Source organism: Dactylosporangium sp. NPDC051087 (genome assembly GCF_055586325.1).
The window spans coordinates 32837-48007 of the sequence record NZ_JBVJIJ010000018.1 but is presented as its reverse complement, the minus strand read 5'-3'; the positions used below and the strand labels follow the sequence as shown (position 1 = coordinate 48007).

The window sequence follows — 15171 nt, the reverse complement described above, 5'->3', positions numbered from 1 at the left end:
GGGGGTCCTTTGTTCACGGCCGGGGGGCCGGCGCTCGCCTATGCGGTGACCTTGTCCAGCATGCGCTGGAGGCGCTCGACCACCTCGTCGATCCCGAGCGCGGTGGTGTCGAGCACAACGGCGTCGTCGGCTTGGCGAAGCGGATCGGCGGCGCGCGTCGAGTCAAGTCTGTCACGCCGGGCCAGGTCGGCTGCGGTCGCGGCCTGGTTGGCGGCGTTCTCGGTGCTCCGGCGCCTGGCCCGCTCGTCCGCGGAGGCGGTCAGGTAGACCTTCAGGTCGGCGCCGGGGGCGACGACGGTGCCGATGTCGCGGCCCTCGACCACGATCCGCCCGGCGGCCGCGATGATGTCCCGCTGGAGCGCGACGAGCAGCGCCCGCACGGCGGGGACGGCGGAGACGGCGGAGACGGCCTGGGTGACCTCGGCGCCGCGGATCTCCCGGTCGACGCCGACGCCGTCGACGCTGATGTGCGGGGTGGCCGGGTCGGTGCCGACGGTGAGCTCGGCGGCGGCCGCGACGGCGTGGATCTTCTCGGCGTCGGCGAGGTCGACGTTGTCGCGCAGCACGGCCCAGGTCACCGCCCGGTACATGGCGCCGGTGTCGAGGTAGCGGGCGTCGAGGGCCTGCGCCACCCGGCGGGAGATCGTGGACTTGCCGGACCCGGAGGGCCCGTCGACGGCAACCACCAACTGGCCGCTGTGTCCTGCCACGCCCCACTCCTTCGGCCGGATGAAACCCCGATGTCGCCTGCTGTCCGACACTACTTGACCCGCCGGTGGCCCTACCTCACGGGAGGACGTCGTCGCACTCCGGCGAGGACCGTGAGCACGGCTCGCCGGTGGCGAGCAGGTGCCGGGTCACCGTGTCGTTGAGCTCGATGAGGGCCTCGACGTGCTCGGGTCCGAGGGCGTCGAAGAACCAGTGCCGCACGTGCTCGACGTGGCGGGGCGCCGCGGTGGCGATCGCCTCCCAGCCGGCGTCGGTGAGCACGACGAACGCGCCGCGGGGGTCGTCGGCGCAGGGCTCGCGGGTGACGAGGCCGCGGGCGGTCATCCGCGTGATCTGGTGGGTGAGCCGGGTCTTCTCCCAGTCGGCGGCGACGCGGAGCTGGAAGACGCGCAGCCGGCCGCCGGGTGCCTCCGAGAGGCTCACGAGCACCGCGTAGTCGGCGCTGGACAGGCCCGTCTCCTGCTGCAGCTGGCGGGCGATGCGACCCCTGACCGCGGCGTTGACGGCGAGGAACCCGCGCCAGGCGCGCTGCTCCCGCTCGTCGAGCCAGTTGGGATCGGTCACACCGGAAGTCTACGCCCGTGGGTGACACATCACCGTTGGCGCGAGCTACTGTGTCGGTGACACGTCACCCATGACGAAAAGGTTGTGCAAATGACCAAGATCGGAATCATCCTCGGCAGCACCCGCCCCGGCCGGAACGGCGAGGCGGTCGCGAAGTGGGTCTACGACATCGCGAGCCGCCGGTCGGATGCCGAGTTCGAGCTGGTGGACCTGCTCGACTACAACCTGCCGCACCTCGACGAGGCCGTCCCGCCGTCCATGGGGCAGTACGCCAACGAGCACACCCGGCAGTGGGCCGCGAAGATCGCCGAGCTGGACGGCTTCGTGTTCGTGACGCCGGAGTACAACCACTCCACCAGCGGCGCACTGAAGAACGCGATCGACTTCGTCTACGCCGAGTGGAACAACAAGGCGGCGGGCTTCGTCAGCTACGGCTCGGCGGGCGGCACCCGCGCGGTGGAGCACCTGCGGCTGATCATGGGCGAGATCCAGGTCGCCGACGTCCGCGCGCAGGTGGCGCTGTCGCTGTTCACCGACTTCGAGAACTTCTCGACGTTCAAGCCGGGCCCGCAGCACGAGGGCACCCTCGGCGTCGTGCTCGACCAGACGGTCAGCTGGACCAAGGCCCTCGAGACCGTCCGCAAGGGCTGAGCGAGGTTCAGGCGGCGGCCGCCCGCGCGAAGCGGGCGGCCAACGCCACGACGGCCTCCCGCAGCTCGGGCGGGCCGACCACCTCGACCTCCGCGTCGAACATCGCGAACCACGCGGCCAGCCCGATCCACGACCACGACCCGGCACTGACCCGGCACCGGTCCGGGCCCAGCTCCTGCACGATCGCCTGGCCCCGGGTCCATTCGGTGACCCCCGCCGCCGGCGCGTGCAGGATCGCCTCCCCGCGGCACGGCAGCGGGTCGTGGCCCTCGAACCGCTCCGCCACGAACGCCGCGACGTCCGCCGCGGGCAGCGGCCGGGGCGTGAACCGCGGACCGTTGGGCGTGCGCAGGGTCATGCGGTCCACGCGGTACGTGCGCCAGTCCTCCCGGTCGAGGTCGAAGCCGATCAGGTACCACCGGCCGCCCCACGTCACCACGTGGCACGGCTCGACCCGGCGGCGGTCACCGGTGAGCCCGGCCGTGATCTCCCGGACACCCGCATAGTCGAACCGCAGCACCTCCCGGGCCCGCACCGCCTGCCCGATCGCCAGCAGGGCCCCGGTGTCGACCCGCGACGGCTGCCAGCCCGCCTTCGCCACCCTCGTCACCTGCAACGCGTCGACCCGCTGGCGGAGCCTGGCCGGCATCACCTGCCGTACCGTGGCGAGGGCTCGCAACGCGGCCTCCTCGACGCCTTCGACGGACATCGTCGCCGTCTGCAGCGCGACCGCCACGGCGACCGCCTGGTCGTCGTCGAACAGCAGCGGCGGCAGCTCCGAGCCGGCGTCGAGGCGGTAGCCGCCGTCGGGGCCGCGGGTGGCCAGCACCGGATAGCCGAGGTCACGCAGCCGGTCGACGTCGCGGCGGACCGTGCGCGGGCTCACCTCGAGGCGGTCGGCGAGGGTCTGGCCCGGCCAGTCACGGCGGGCCTGCAACAGCGACAGCAGTGCCAGGAGGCGGGCCGAGGTCTCCAACATGCGTCCAGTATCGCCTCCGGTTGAGGACAGAGACTGTCCGGATCTGCTGGCAATGTCCCCGGCATGATTCACACCAGAGCGCTGACGAAGGACTTCGTCGTCAGCCGCAAGACCACCGTGCACGCGGTCCGCGGCATCAGCCTGGACATCGGCCCGGGCGAGCTCGTGGCGGTGCTCGGCCCGAACGGCGCCGGCAAGACCACCACCCTGCGGATGCTCACCACCCTGATCCCGCCCACCAGCGGCACCGCCACGGTCGCGGGCCACGACGTGTCCACCGATGCCGCGTCGGTACGGCGGCAGATCGGCTACGTGGGACAGGGCAACGGCGCCGGCCATATCCACCGGGTCGGCGACGAGCTGCGGACCCAGGGCCGCATCTACGGCCTCGACCGGAAGGCGGCCGCGCGGCGCAGCGACGAGCTCCTCGACGCGCTCGACCTCACCGACCTGCGCGACCGGAAGGTGTCGGACCTGTCCGGCGGGCAGCGGCGGCGCCTCGACGTGGCGATCGGCCTGGTCCACGCGCCGAAGCTGCTGTTCCTCGACGAGCCGTCGACCGGCCTCGACCCGCAGAACCGGGCGAACCTGTGGCAGCACATCCTGCGCATGCGCGACGAGCACCGGATGACGATCGTGCTCACCACGCACTACCTCGACGAGGCCGACACCATGGCCGAGCGGGTCGTGGTCGTCGACCACGGCGAGGTCATCGCCGACGACACCGCGTCCGCGCTGAAGGCGAAGCTCGCCGGCGACAGGCTGCTCCTGACCGGCGACGACCTGCCGCTGCTGGCGAAGGCGGCCGCGCAGCTGCCGGGCGCCCGGGACATCGCCGAACGGTCCGGCGTGCTGCAGCTGCGGGTGAGCGACGGCCCTGCCGCCCTGCCGGAGCTGATCACCGCTGTTCCCGGCGCCGTCCGTACCGCGGAGCTCCAGCGCCCGACCCTCGACGACGTCTTCCTGTCCCTGACCGGCCGCAACCTCCGGGAGAACGCATGACCACCCTCGCTGTCCGCGATGTCGGGATCGTCGCGAGCCGGGAGCTGCGGCCGCTGCTGCGCTCCCCCTTCTCCCTCATCTTCGGCATGATCCAGCCGCTCGTCTTCCTGGCGCTGTTCGGGCCGCTGCTGGTCGGATCGCTGCGCGGCCAGGACGGCGGGCTCGGCGGCAACGTGTGGCAGTGGTTCGTGCCCGCGATCCTCGTCATGACGACCCTGTTCGGCACGTCGACCGTCGGGGCGAACCTGCTCAGCGAGTTCGTCACCGGCGCGCACGAGCGGATGCTCGTCACTCCCCTGGCCCGGCACGCGCTGCTCGTCGGCAGGGCGCTGAAGGAGATGGTGCCCCTGGCCGGGCAGGCGCTCATCATCGTCCTGGTCATGCTGCCGTTCGGCTTCGAGCTGCACCCGGCCGGCGCGCTGGTCGGCCTGGCGCTGCTCGCCGTCTTCGGGGTCGGGCTCGGCTCGCTCAGCTACGCCCTCGCCGTCGCGGTCCGGCGCAACGACTGGATGTTCTGGGTCGTGCACCAGACGCTGCTGTTCCCCCTGATGATCCTGTCCGGCATGCTGCTGCCCCTGGAGACAGGGCCCGGCTGGATGCGCGCAGTGGCGCACTTCAACCCGCTGGCGCACATGGTCACCGCCGAGCGCCTGCTCTTCGCCGGTACCGTCAGCGACCGCGCCGTCCTGTGGGGCTTCCTCGCCGCGGGCGCGACGGCGATCGTGGGACTCGCCGTCGGCATCCGCGCGATGCGCCGCTCCACCTGACCCCGGGGTCTACTCCCCTACGGCCTTGAAGAGTGCGCCGATCTCCGCCTGGGACAGGTGTCGCGTCCTGCCCGGGCGGAGATCGCCGAGCCGGATCGGCCCGATCTGCGTGCGGATCAGCCGCTGCACCGGGAACCCGACCGCGTCGAACATCCGCCGCACGATGTGGTTGCGCCCCTCGTGCAGCACGACCTCGACCAGCGCGACCTTGCCGTACGCGTCGACGACCTTGAACGAGTCGACCTTCGCCGGGCCGTCGTCGAGCTGCACGCCGGACTTGAGCTCGCGGCCCATCGCCCGCGGCACCGGACCGGGGATCTCGACCTGATAGGTCTTCGCCACCTCGTACGACGGGTGCATCAGCTTGTGCGCGAGCCCGCCGTCGTTCATGAGCAGCAGCAGACCCTCGCTCTCCAGGTCGAGCCGGCCGACGTGGAACACCCGCGTGGTGAGGTTCGGCACGTAGTCGGCGAGCGCCTCGCGGCCCTTCTCGTCGTCCATCGTGGACACCACACCGCGCGGCTTGTTCAGCGCGAGATACACCAGCCGCGTGTCGGTGACCAGGCGCGAACCGTCGACGTGGATGGCGTCCTTGATCGCGTCGGCCTTGTCGCCGAGGGTCGCCTCCTTGCCGTTGACGGTGACCCGGCCCTCGTCGATCATCCGCTCGCAGTTGCGCCGGGACCCGAGCCCCGCCGCCGCCAGGATCTTCTGCAGCCGCTCCTCGTTGCGCGGCACCTCGGCATCCGGCGGCGCGTCGAACGCGGAGCCTTCGAAGTCGGTTGGATTGGTGGACGGGTCAACGCTGGGCATCGGCGATCTCATCAATGTCGTCGGGAAGGAACGGGGCGAGCGGCGGCAACTGGTCGACGCTGTCCAGGCCGAGTTTCTCCAGGAACAACGACGTCGTCCGGTACAGGAACGCCCCGCTTTCGGGCTCACTGCCGGTCTCTTCGATCAGACCCCGCGTCACCAGCGTACGGACCACCCCGTCACAGTTGACACCGCGGATGGCCGAGATGCGCGACCTGGTGACAGGCTGCTTGTACGCGACCACGGCGAGTGTCTCCAGCGCCGCCTGCGTGAGCCGGATCTGCTGCCCGTCGAGGACGAACTTCTCCACGTACGGCGCGAACTCCGCCCTCGTGTACAACCGCCACCCCCCGGCCACCCTCCGCAGGTCGAACCCGAGCCCCAGCTGCGTGTACTGCCGGGCGATGTCCTCGAGCACCCCCCGGATCCGGTCGACGGGCTGGTCGAGCACCTGCGCGAGGGTGACCTCGGTGGCCGGCTCGTCGACGATGAGGAGGATCGCCTCGACCGCGCCCCGCAGCTCCGCCTCGGACATCTCCACCGGCGCCGGGGCAGCCTGGGGCGCCGCCACTGCGGGCACGGCAACCTCGAACAACGCCTCCGCCCCGCCGCCGTCCTCGGGTCCGGGGCCTTTGGGTGTGTCGCCGTGCTCAGGGAGGGATTCGGAGGAGACCGCCGGCTCGGCTTCGACCTCAACATCCGGCTCGACCTCAAGCACAGGCGCGGCCTCAGCTTCGGCTTCGGCTTCGGCTTCGGCTTCGGCTTCGGCTTCAGCTTCGGCTTCGGCCGCAGGCTCGGATACGGCCTCCCACTCCGGGCCGGGTTCGACCTCGGGCAGGACCTCGACCTGAGCCGCCCCCTCGGGCGCCGTCTCGACCTCGACCGCCGCTTCGGGCACGGCCCCGGCTTCGGTCACCACCTGGGACGCGGACTCGGCCTCCACCTCAGCCGCGACCTCAGATCCGGACTCAACCTCAGCCACGGCCTCAGGCTCGGACACAACCCCAGCCTCGGGTGCGGACTCGATCTCCGCCTCGCCGCCGACCTCAACCTCAGTCGCGGCCTCCGGCTCCGATTCCGGCTCAGCTTCGGCCTCAGTCACCGCCTCGGGCTCGGTGGCCGCCTCGGGCTCGGTCGCCGCCTCGGGCTCGGGGGTGGGGCCGGACTCGGGTTCGGTGGCCGGTCCGGTCTCGGCGGGGGGCACGGGGCGGGCCCAGGGCGGGACCCAGTTCGCGGCCTGGTCGGCGAGCGACCTCGACTGGTCGTCCTGGCTCACTGGTCCACCTCGCTGTCCACCTCGGCCGGGCCGCCGGCGGGACCGGCTGGCTCCTGACCGACTTCCGCACGCACATCTGCGTCCACGTCACCCACCTGGTCGGCGTCCCCGCCGTCCGCGGTCAGGTCCTCCGCGTCCACGTCACCCGTGTGGTCGGCGCCCGGCTCGTCCGCGTCCACGCCGTCCTCGGGCGCGCCCTCGACGGACTCCACGACCATCGCAGTCACGACACCCGCGTCCGCGTCCACAGCGTCCGCGTCATCCACAGCGTCCGCGTCATCCAGGTCCATGTCGTCCGCGGCGTCGGCGTCATCCTCGACGTGCACGTCGTCCAGGTCCACGTCGTCCGCGGCGTCGGCGTCATCCTCGACGTGCACGTCGTCCGCGGCTTCCACAGGTACAACGGCCGCGGCCGCGAGATCGGTGCCGTCTGCGGCCGGGTCCGCCTCGTCCGCGGCGTCGGGAGCGGCGGTGTCCGGCGGGGCCGGTGAGCCTTCGTACTCCTCGACCTCGATCGCGGTGGCCGCCGCGTCGTCGGGGCCGGTCCACCGGACCAGCAGCTCGCCCAGTGCCTGGATCTGTTCGAAGGAGACGAGGTCCTCGCGGTACAGCTCGAGGAGCGCGAGGAAGCGGGCGACGACCTCCAGCGTCGACTCGCAGTCGATGCACAGGGCGCTGAACGTGGCTTCGCGCTGTTCGATGAGGCGGTCGCGGACGATGTTGGCGTGTTCGCGGACGCTGACGCGGACCATGTGGATGTGGGCGATCGACACCAGGGGCGGGTCGGCCTTGGGGGTGAACGCGCGCAGTGCCAGTTTCAGCAGCCGGGCCGGGCCGACGCCGAGGACGAGGTCGGGCAGGGCCTCCGCGTACTGCGGCTCCAGGGACACCGACCGCGGGTAGCGCCGGGACCCGACCGCTTCCAGGCCGGCGATGTGGGCCGCCGCTTCCTTGAAGGCCTTGTACTGCAGCAGCCGCGCGAACAGCAGGTCGCGGGCTTCGAGCAGCGCCAGGTCCTCTTCGTTCTCGACGGTGGCGGACGGCAGGAGGCGGGCGGCCTTCAGGTCGAGGAGGGTGGCGGCGACGACCAGGAACTCCGACGCCTCGTCGAGGTCCCAGTCGTCGCCCATGGCGCGGATGTACGCGATGAAGTCGTCGGTGACGGTGTGCAGCGCCACCTCGGTCACGTCGAGCTTGTGCTTGCCGATCAGCTGCAGCAACAGGTCGAACGGCCCGGTGAAGTTGGCCAGCCGCACCTGGAAGCCCGAGGCCGCGACCTCCGGCGCCGCGACGGCATCCGGGGCAGCGGCGGCCGCGCCCGTGACGTCCGCGGGTGCGTCGTCCGGGGCGGCCACGACGTCGGCGGCGCCCGCGGAGTCCACGGTGGCGGGGTCGGTCACCGGAAGACCGTAGCGTAAGAGCCCGCGAAAACCGCTACAACCGCCGCTCGGCCTGCTGGGCGATGACCTCACGGGCGAGCTGCCGGTAGTTGCGGGCGCCGGAGGACGACGGGTCGAGCGTGGTGATGGGCGCGCCGGCGACCGTCGACTCGGGGAACTTGACGGTCTTGGTGATGACCGTCTGATACACCTTGTCGCCGAACGCCTCCACGACCCGCTGCAGGACCTGGCGGCAGTGGGTGGTGCGGCTGTCATACATGGTGGCGAGGATGCCTTCGAGCTCCAGGTCGAAGTTGAGCCGCTCGCGGACCTTGTCGATCGTGTCGAGCAGCAGCGCCACACCACGAAGTGAGAAGAATTCACATTCGAGCGGGATCATGACGCCGTGCGCGACGGTCAGCGCGTTGATCGCCAGGAGACCCAGCGACGGCTGGCAGTCGATCAGGATGTAGTCGTATTCCTTCAGGACCGGCCGCAGCACCCGCGCGAGGGCCATCTCCCGGGCGACCTCGGTGACCAGCTGGATCTCGGCCGCCGACAGGTCGATGTTGGCCGGCAGCAGGTGCAGGCCGGCGATGTCGGTCTTGATCCTGATGTCCTCGACGGTCACGTCGGAGTCCATCAGGATGTTGTAGATCGTCAGGTCGAGGTTGTGCGGGTTGACGCCGAGACCGACCGACAGGGCGCCCTGCGGGTCGAAGTCGACGAGCAGGACCCGTCGCCCGTATTCGGCGAGGGCCGCACCCAGGTTGATGGTCGACGTGGTCTTGCCCACGCCGCCCTTCTGGTTGGCCATCGCGATGATCCGCGCCGGGCCGTGCCGGTCCATCGGCATCGGCTCGGGGATCGGCTTGCGCATCGTGTATGCCGTCGGGTCGGCAGGTCCGAGCTCAGCACCGAGGTCGAGCGATGCCTGCTCAGCGCGCATCTGCGTCGTCCACGACTCCGCCTGGTCACCCATGCCTGTCATCGAACCTCTTCAGCCCCTCCCGGCGGCTCATCTCCACCCGGGTCCGATTCGTCGTCGGCGAGCTGGGGAAGCGGGACGGCCGTTGCCCGACTTTACGTCACTGCAGGGTACATACCCCAGTCCGCGCGCCCGGCGTGTCGCGAACGGCATCGTTGGGTACGGTCATCGTCGTGTTGGGACCAGGGGACGTGCTCGGCGACAGGTACCGCCTCGATGAGTTCGTCGCCAGCGGCGGCATGGGGCAGGTGTTCCGCGCCACCGACAAGACGCTCAACCGGACGGTCGCCGTGAAGGTGCTGCTACCGGGCCTGACCAGCGACGCCGAGTTCGGCAGCCGGTTCCGGGCCGAGGCGCGGATCATGGCGTCGATCGGGCACAAGGGCGTGGTCGGCGTCTATGACTACGGCGAGACGCCCGAGGGCACCATGTTCCTGGTCATGGCCTTCGTGGAGGGCCGCCCCCTCGGCGAGCGCATCACCCGTGAGGGTGCGCTGTCGCCCGAGGAGACCATGGCGATCGTGGCGCAGGCGGCCGACGCCCTGCACGCCGCGCACAGCAACGGGATCATCCACCGCGACGTGAAGCCCAACAATCTCCTGGTCGGGGACAACGGGGCAGTGACCCTCGTCGACTTCGGCGTGGCCCGCTCGTCCAACGTGACGTCCGTCACCAAGGTGAACGCGGTGATCGGCACCGCGCTGTACATGTCGCCCGAGCAGGCGTCGGGCAAGCCGATCGGGCCGGCGACCGACATCTACGCGCTCGGCGCGGTCGCCTACCACTGCCTGACGGGCGCGCCGCCGTTCACCGGCAACTCGCCGCTCGAGATCGCGATCAAGCACCTGCAGGACGATCCGCCACCGCTGCCGCAGGACCTGCCCGCCAATGTCCGCGCCCTGGTCGAGCGCGCGATGGAGAAGGACCCCGAGGACCGGTTCCCGACCGCCGCCGCGCTCGCCGCGGCCGCACGGGCCGCCGAGGACGGCACGCTCCAGGATCTCCCGGGTGTGGCACCGGTCCCCGCTCGACGTTCCGCGACGACCACGTCACCACGGGTAGGTGCCACCACCTCGGGCGGATCGTACGGCGGGAAGCCGCAACGGCCCGCCTGGATCCCGGTCGCGATCGGCCTGGCGCTGCTCGCCATGGCCGGCGGCGTGATCCTCGCGGTGATCGCGCTCACCCGCGACGGCGGCAAGGGCGACACGCCCAACGGCGTGCCGGGCATCTCGCAGTCCGCGACCGTGTCCACCTCCGCGCCGGTGCCCGGTGGCGGGGGCGCCACCCGTACCTCGGCGGCACCGACGGCCAGCGCGTCGGCCTCGGCGTCCCCGACGCCGGACACCTCCACCTCCCCGCCGCCGCCCGCGACGAGCGAGCCGCCCCCGCCGCCCCCGACGACGGCACCGCCCACCCCGACCGGAGGCGGCACCACACCCCCTGTCGGCGGCTCGGAGCCGGCCGCGTAGCCGGTCGGCCACTTCTCGCGGCGGCGGCGATTTTTCGTCGTACCCACGTGCAACCCTTCGTGCCGGGGCCTCGTCTACCCCGCGACGAAGGGAGCCCGATCGGGTGAACGAAGACGACGAAGCGCAGTTCCGGGAGTTCGTCGCCGCACGGTTCGACGGCCTGCGTTCGCTCGCCTACCTGACGTGCGGGGACTGGCACACGGCGGAGGACGCCGTCGCCGCGTCCCTGGCGAAGCTCTACGTGCACTGGCACCGCGTCGACACGCCCCTCGCCTATGTGCGCAGGGCGGTCGTGCACGCCCTCGTGGACGAGAGCCGCCGGCCGTGGCGGCGCAGGGAGCGCTCGGCCGGCTACAGCCTGCCCGACCTGCCCGGCCCCGACCACGCCGACCAGGTCGACGAGCGGCTCCGGATCCGCGCCGCGCTCGCCCGGATGGCGCCCGGCCAGCGCGCCGTGCTGGTCCTGCGGTACTACGAGGGGCTGAGCGTTGAGGAGACCGCCCAGGTGCTCGGCCGGCAGCCGGGCACCGTCAAGAGCCAGACCGCCCGCGGGCTCACCGCCCTCCGCGCCCTGCTCGGCGCGGAGCCGCGCGACGACAACGACGACCCCGGTCTCCCAGGCTTCGGAGCCGTCGACCGGCCCGGCACCGACGCGCGACCCGGCCGGCCCGCCCGGCCGTCGGCGGGCGCTCACGAGATGGAGAAGGGGAGGGAAGAGCATGGATCACGACCTGCACAGTCTGCTGTCGGCGGCCAGGGACGACGCGCCGCCACCGCGGCTCGGCATTGACGACATCACCGCCGCCGGTCGCCGGCTCGCCCGGCGTCGCCGCCGCCGCATCCTGTTCTCCTCCGTCGCCGGTGGCCTCGCCGCCATGATCGCCGGCACGGCCGCCGCGGTGGTGCTGCTCACCCCGCCGGCGATCGCCCCGTCCGCGGACCCCGCCGGCAACCCCGCCGTCGCCGAGGCGTCCCCGTCCCCGGCCCGCCGGGTGGAGTTCACGCAGGGCCGCGCCTTCGAGACCAACTACTCGGGGTATACCTCCGGGCGGTACATCGTCGGCGACCCCGACCTGGTCACCGCCGGCTATCAGCAGTCGACGATCGAGCTGAACCCGGCTCCCCCGGCCGCCACTGCCACGTCCGCGGCCGCGCTCGCCCGCACCGACCCGTCCGTCTCGCCCCGCGGCGCCGTCAGCGCCACCCCCACCGGCGACCTCGGCGACCCCGTGCCCCGCGAGGGCCGGCTCGTCGTCTACAACGCCGGCGCCTTCGACACCCGCGAGTTCACCGGCGGCGGCAAGCTCACCGTCGGCGGCAGGACCGCCCTGCTCCGCAACACCGGCAAGCCGTCGACGCCGGCGTCGGCGGACAAGTCCGGCTGCTGCCGGGAGCCGGTCGTCCCGACCCTCGCCTGGCAGTACATGCCCGACGCCTGGGCGGCGATCTACTGGTCGTCCCTGGAGACCGCCCCGACCCGCGACGAGCTGATCGCCCTCGCCGATGCGCTGCCCGCCGCCGACCCCCGCCCGTTCCCGACGGGCATCCGCGCCACGCCCGTCCCGAAGGGCTACCGCCTCCTCGCCGCCAGCACCCGCACGTCGTCCTACGACGAGACCAACCTGTCGGTCGTCCGGCTCGGCCTGAAACCCCTGACCGGCCCGTTCACCGCCCCGGTCGACCTCGACCGGTATCCGTCGATCATCCTGACCCTCGGCGTCGCCGACCAGCTCACCAGCGACAAGATCGACAAGATCGCCTGCCAGCCCGGCGGCTACATCTGCGCGACCCTCATCGAGAACCGTCAGTTCTTCCTCCAGGTCGAAAGCGTCGGCGACCGCCCCCTGACCGCGACGGAGCTCTCCGCGATCGTCGGCACCCTGACCGCCGAACAACCCGACGACAGAACCACCTGGCCCGCCGCCACGTCGGTCTTCACGCCCGACCCGTGACCCCGGTGCTGTTGCGTTGGTGGTCCGTGTGGTCAAGGCAGGCGGTAGCGGTGCAGCGTGCCGCGCGCCGGAGTCCTGTCCTGCCGGCTCGTCCGGCGTTCGCTGGATTCCGGTTCCGCCCGAGGTGATCATGGTCGCGGCCCGCTGGGACCTGCGCTACGGGCTCTCGTACCCGTGACGTCGAGGTCGACCACGTCACGATCCGCCGGTGGATTGGCCCACCCAGGAGTTGGCGGGCGGCGTCGAGCAGTCGGGCGTAGTCGGTCTCGGTCAACCCGCCGCTATCGGCGTACCTCATCCGCCAGCCGTATTCCCGCCGAGACCGGCACGACTTCACCCACAAGGGATGACAAACCCCAGCCCTTAAAGATCTCTAGATCAGGCCTCGAACCGCGGAACCCGGGTCTTTGGTATTTCCAGCTTCGGCACCTGGATGATCATCGAAAGGGCCGCACCCGCCTGTATACCGCCATGATCAGGCGCGGCCGACCTTCAGCATCCACAACGGTCTTGTCGCCACCTTTCCGGCTCTGGACATTTTCTCGCGATGTCCGGTGTCGTCAAGTAGGCTCCTGTCGATGTAGCTGTGCCTGGAGGGGGAGTCGGATGAGTGGTCTGCAAGTCGTGTCCCGCGAGGACTGGTTGCTCGCGCGGAAGGAGCTGCTCGCCAAGGAAAAGCAGCTGACCGACGCGCGGGACGAGGTATCCGCCGCTCGGCGGGCATTGCCGATGACGCGGGTTGAGAAGGAATACCGGTTCCAGGCGTCCTCGGGTGAGCAAAGTCTGCACGACTTGTTCGAAGGGCGCCGGCAGCTCATCACATACCACTTCATGTTCGACCCGAGCTGGGACGAGGGCTGCTCCAGCTGCTCGTTTCTCATCGACAATGTGGCGCACCTCGGGCATTTGCACTCCCGTGACACGTCGTTCGCGGCCGTTTCCCGGGCGCCGCTGGAGAAGATCGAGAAGTTCAAGGCGCGAATGGGCTGGACGATCCCCTGGGTCTCCTCTTTCGGCACTGACTTCAACTACGACTTCCAGGTCACGATGGACGAGTCGGTCGCCCCGATCGAATACAACTACAAAGACAAGGAGACGCTGGAGCGTGAGGGTCTGCTGCACCACGTGAGCGGGGAGCAGCACGGGCTGAGCGTCTTCCTCAGGGAAGACGCGAGCGTGTTCCACACCTACTCCACCTACGGGCGGGGGCCGGATATCGTGCTCGGCACGTACAACTACCTTGATCTGACACCGCTGGGCCGGCAGGAGGTCGGCACCGGCATCATGTTGTTCAAGCATCATGACAAATATGAGTCAACGGCGCACGGGGCAGGCTGTCACTGACCTGCGGGGCCTGCAAACTCGGATCAGGGGTGCGACGTGTGGCCTTGTCCGACGTCCACCCCGCCGGCAACGCGACGATCGAGGTCATGACGGCTTCGCCGGTGCATCTGCCGCTACGTCAGGTCTGCAGATGCTCATCCGACCCGCCAGCGACGACGGCGCCAAGGGCTGCGGAGTGCGCGAGTCGGGAGCCCGCCGGGCCGCCCCACCGGACAAAGGTGGAGCGGCCGGCGGGGAGGGTTTACTTGTGGCGGTTGTACATGCGGGGGGACTTGCCCTTGCCGCCCTTGCCGCCGCCGGCCTTGCCGCCGCCGTGTGGCTGGCTGCCCGGCGGGAGGGAGCGGTTGGCCTGGGCCCGGCGGATCGCCTCGAGCGGGTTCAGCGGGGCGGTGTCGGTTTCGGTGGTGGCCTGGGTGTCGTCGGGCTGGTTATCTGCGGTTGCGGCAGGCATGAGCGTCTCCTTCGCGGATGACTTGCGGATGGCCTCAAGGACATGGACAGGCGTCAGCCGCGCAGAGCACGAAGCGGGGATCGGACGAACCCACAACGGGGGCCGCTGGCAGACCCGGCGAAGGGTCGCGGCGGCACGCGCGGCGTTGGTGGGCTCAGAAACGCATGCGCCCACGGTAACACGGTTCACAGCCGTCCGGTGAGATACCGCTGCACCGTCTCCCCCACGTGGATCACCAGCAGGTCTGGGGTGGCGGCGACGACCGGGGTGAGGCGCAGGATCTGGCGGCAGAAGGCGAGGCCGAGCATCTGGGTGGCGACCAGCCCGGCGCGCAGCGCGGCCTCCGCGGGGTCGGGGCACACGGCGAGCGCGACCGGGGCGACCTGCGCGGCGAAGATCTCGCGCAGCCGGGAGGCGGCGTCGTCGTCGGTGGCGGCGGAGCGCAGCAGGGTCAGCAGGGCGTCGTCGGTCGGGTCGCCTTCCCAGCGTTTGATGAAGTGGACGACGAGGGTCTCGCCGAGTTTGTCGCGCGGGATGCCGGCGGCGTCTGGCAGGTGCAGGTGGACGTCGACGGCGGCGGCGAAGAGCTGGGCCTTGTTGCCGTAGTAGCGCATGACCATCGACGGGTCGATGCCGGCGTCGGCGGCGATTGCGCGGATGGTGGCCCGCTGGTAGCCGTCGGCGGCGAACCGGGCGCGGGCCGCGCGGAGGATCTCCGCGCGGGTGGTGTCGGACCGGCGCGGTGGCGGCGTCGAGGTCATGCCCGCAACCGTAGGCCAAAACGCATGCCCACAACTGTAGGCC

At 71.1% G+C, this 15171-nt stretch carries 15 protein-coding genes and 1 pseudogene; 7 read left to right on the top strand and 9 right to left on the bottom strand.

Annotated features, from left to right (window positions below; genetic code table 11):
- Positions 1–38: 38 nt before the first annotated feature.
- Together cmk and ACZ6TV_RS31300 are read right to left on the bottom strand one after the other, a co-directional pair.
- Positions 39–710, bottom strand: a complete 672-nt coding sequence (cmk, locus tag ACZ6TV_RS31305) for a (d)CMP kinase (protein ID WP_465300889.1) — start codon at positions 708–710, stop codon at positions 39–41.
- 76 nt (positions 711–786) lie between these two features.
- The gene (locus ACZ6TV_RS31300; protein WP_465300888.1) at positions 787–1293 is read right to left on the bottom strand and encodes a MarR family winged helix-turn-helix transcriptional regulator; all 507 of its coding nucleotides are present in this window, start codon (positions 1291–1293) and stop codon (positions 787–789) included.
- A gap of 90 nt (positions 1294–1383) precedes the next feature.
- Between ACZ6TV_RS31300 and ACZ6TV_RS31295 the strand changes: the two genes are divergently transcribed.
- On the top strand, positions 1384–1944 hold the full coding sequence (locus tag ACZ6TV_RS31295) for an NADPH-dependent FMN reductase (RefSeq protein WP_465300887.1): 561 nt from the start codon (positions 1384–1386) through the stop codon (positions 1942–1944).
- Between the two features lie 7 nt (positions 1945–1951).
- Here ACZ6TV_RS31295 and ACZ6TV_RS31290 read toward each other — a convergent pair whose 3' ends face one another.
- Positions 1952–2923 (bottom strand): helix-turn-helix transcriptional regulator, encoded by a 972-nt coding sequence (locus ACZ6TV_RS31290; RefSeq protein WP_465300886.1) that lies wholly within the window; start codon positions 2921–2923, stop codon positions 1952–1954.
- A 63-nt stretch (positions 2924–2986) separates the two neighbouring features.
- Between ACZ6TV_RS31290 and ACZ6TV_RS31285 the strand changes: the two genes are divergently transcribed.
- Positions 2987–3925 carry an ATP-binding cassette domain-containing protein gene (locus ACZ6TV_RS31285; protein ID WP_465300885.1) on the top strand — a complete coding sequence of 313 codons (939 nt, stop codon included), beginning with the start codon at positions 2987–2989 and terminating at the stop codon, positions 3923–3925.
- Positions 3922–4692: an ABC transporter permease gene (locus ACZ6TV_RS31280; protein WP_465300884.1), complete on the top strand. Its 771-nt coding sequence runs from the start codon at positions 3922–3924 to the stop codon at positions 4690–4692. The genes ACZ6TV_RS31285 and ACZ6TV_RS31280 overlap by 4 nt, the downstream gene beginning before the upstream one ends.
- A 9-nt stretch (positions 4693–4701) precedes the next feature.
- On the opposite strand, the gene ACZ6TV_RS31275 is transcribed toward ACZ6TV_RS31280, so the two are convergent.
- The 4 genes and pseudogenes from ACZ6TV_RS31275 to ACZ6TV_RS31260 all read right to left on the bottom strand — a co-directional run bounded on the left by ACZ6TV_RS31275 (position 4702) and on the right by ACZ6TV_RS31260 (position 9151).
- A complete protein-coding gene (locus tag ACZ6TV_RS31275) occupies positions 4702–5505 on the bottom strand; it encodes a pseudouridine synthase (protein WP_465300883.1) in 804 nt (267 codons plus the stop codon).
- Positions 5492–6343 (bottom strand): SMC-Scp complex subunit ScpB, encoded by an 852-nt coding sequence (gene scpB / locus ACZ6TV_RS31270; protein WP_465301098.1) that lies wholly within the window; start codon positions 6341–6343, stop codon positions 5492–5494. The genes ACZ6TV_RS31275 and scpB overlap by 14 nt, the downstream gene beginning before the upstream one ends.
- A 788-nt stretch (positions 6344–7131) precedes the next feature.
- A pseudogene (locus ACZ6TV_RS31265) lies at positions 7132–8181 on the bottom strand (segregation and condensation protein A); the annotation flags it as partial.
- A gap of 34 nt (positions 8182–8215) precedes the next feature.
- The gene (locus ACZ6TV_RS31260; RefSeq protein ID WP_203853951.1) at positions 8216–9151 is read right to left on the bottom strand and encodes a ParA family protein; all 936 of its coding nucleotides are present in this window, start codon (positions 9149–9151) and stop codon (positions 8216–8218) included.
- A gap of 170 nt (positions 9152–9321) precedes the next feature.
- On the opposite strand from ACZ6TV_RS31260, the gene ACZ6TV_RS31255 reads away from it, so the two are divergent.
- The 4 genes from ACZ6TV_RS31255 to ACZ6TV_RS31240 all read left to right on the top strand — a co-directional run bounded on the left by ACZ6TV_RS31255 (position 9322) and on the right by ACZ6TV_RS31240 (position 13916).
- Positions 9322–10620 carry a serine/threonine-protein kinase gene (locus ACZ6TV_RS31255; protein WP_465300882.1) on the top strand — a complete coding sequence of 433 codons (1299 nt, stop codon included), beginning with the start codon at positions 9322–9324 and terminating at the stop codon, positions 10618–10620.
- A 103-nt stretch (positions 10621–10723) separates the two neighbouring features.
- Entirely contained in the window at positions 10724–11410 is a 687-nt protein-coding gene (locus ACZ6TV_RS31250) for a SigE family RNA polymerase sigma factor (RefSeq protein WP_465300881.1), read from the top strand.
- Positions 11340–12572: a hypothetical protein gene (locus ACZ6TV_RS31245; protein WP_465300880.1), complete on the top strand. Its 1233-nt coding sequence runs from the start codon at positions 11340–11342 to the stop codon at positions 12570–12572. Before ACZ6TV_RS31250 ends, ACZ6TV_RS31245 begins: the two co-directional genes overlap by 71 nt.
- Before the next feature lie 606 nt (positions 12573–13178).
- Positions 13179–13916 carry a DUF899 domain-containing protein gene (locus ACZ6TV_RS31240; RefSeq protein ID WP_465300879.1) on the top strand — a complete coding sequence of 246 codons (738 nt, stop codon included), beginning with the start codon at positions 13179–13181 and terminating at the stop codon, positions 13914–13916.
- 241 nt (positions 13917–14157) lie between these two features.
- Here ACZ6TV_RS31240 and ACZ6TV_RS31235 read toward each other — a convergent pair whose 3' ends face one another.
- Both ACZ6TV_RS31235 and ACZ6TV_RS31230 read right to left on the bottom strand, forming a co-directional pair.
- Positions 14158–14367 carry a hypothetical protein gene (locus ACZ6TV_RS31235; protein ID WP_465300878.1) on the bottom strand — a complete coding sequence of 70 codons (210 nt, stop codon included), beginning with the start codon at positions 14365–14367 and terminating at the stop codon, positions 14158–14160.
- A gap of 185 nt (positions 14368–14552) precedes the next feature.
- Complete coding sequence (locus ACZ6TV_RS31230; protein ID WP_465300877.1) at positions 14553–15128, bottom strand: TetR/AcrR family transcriptional regulator; 576 nt, start codon at positions 15126–15128, stop codon at positions 14553–14555.
- Between the last annotated feature and the right edge of the window lie 43 nt (positions 15129–15171).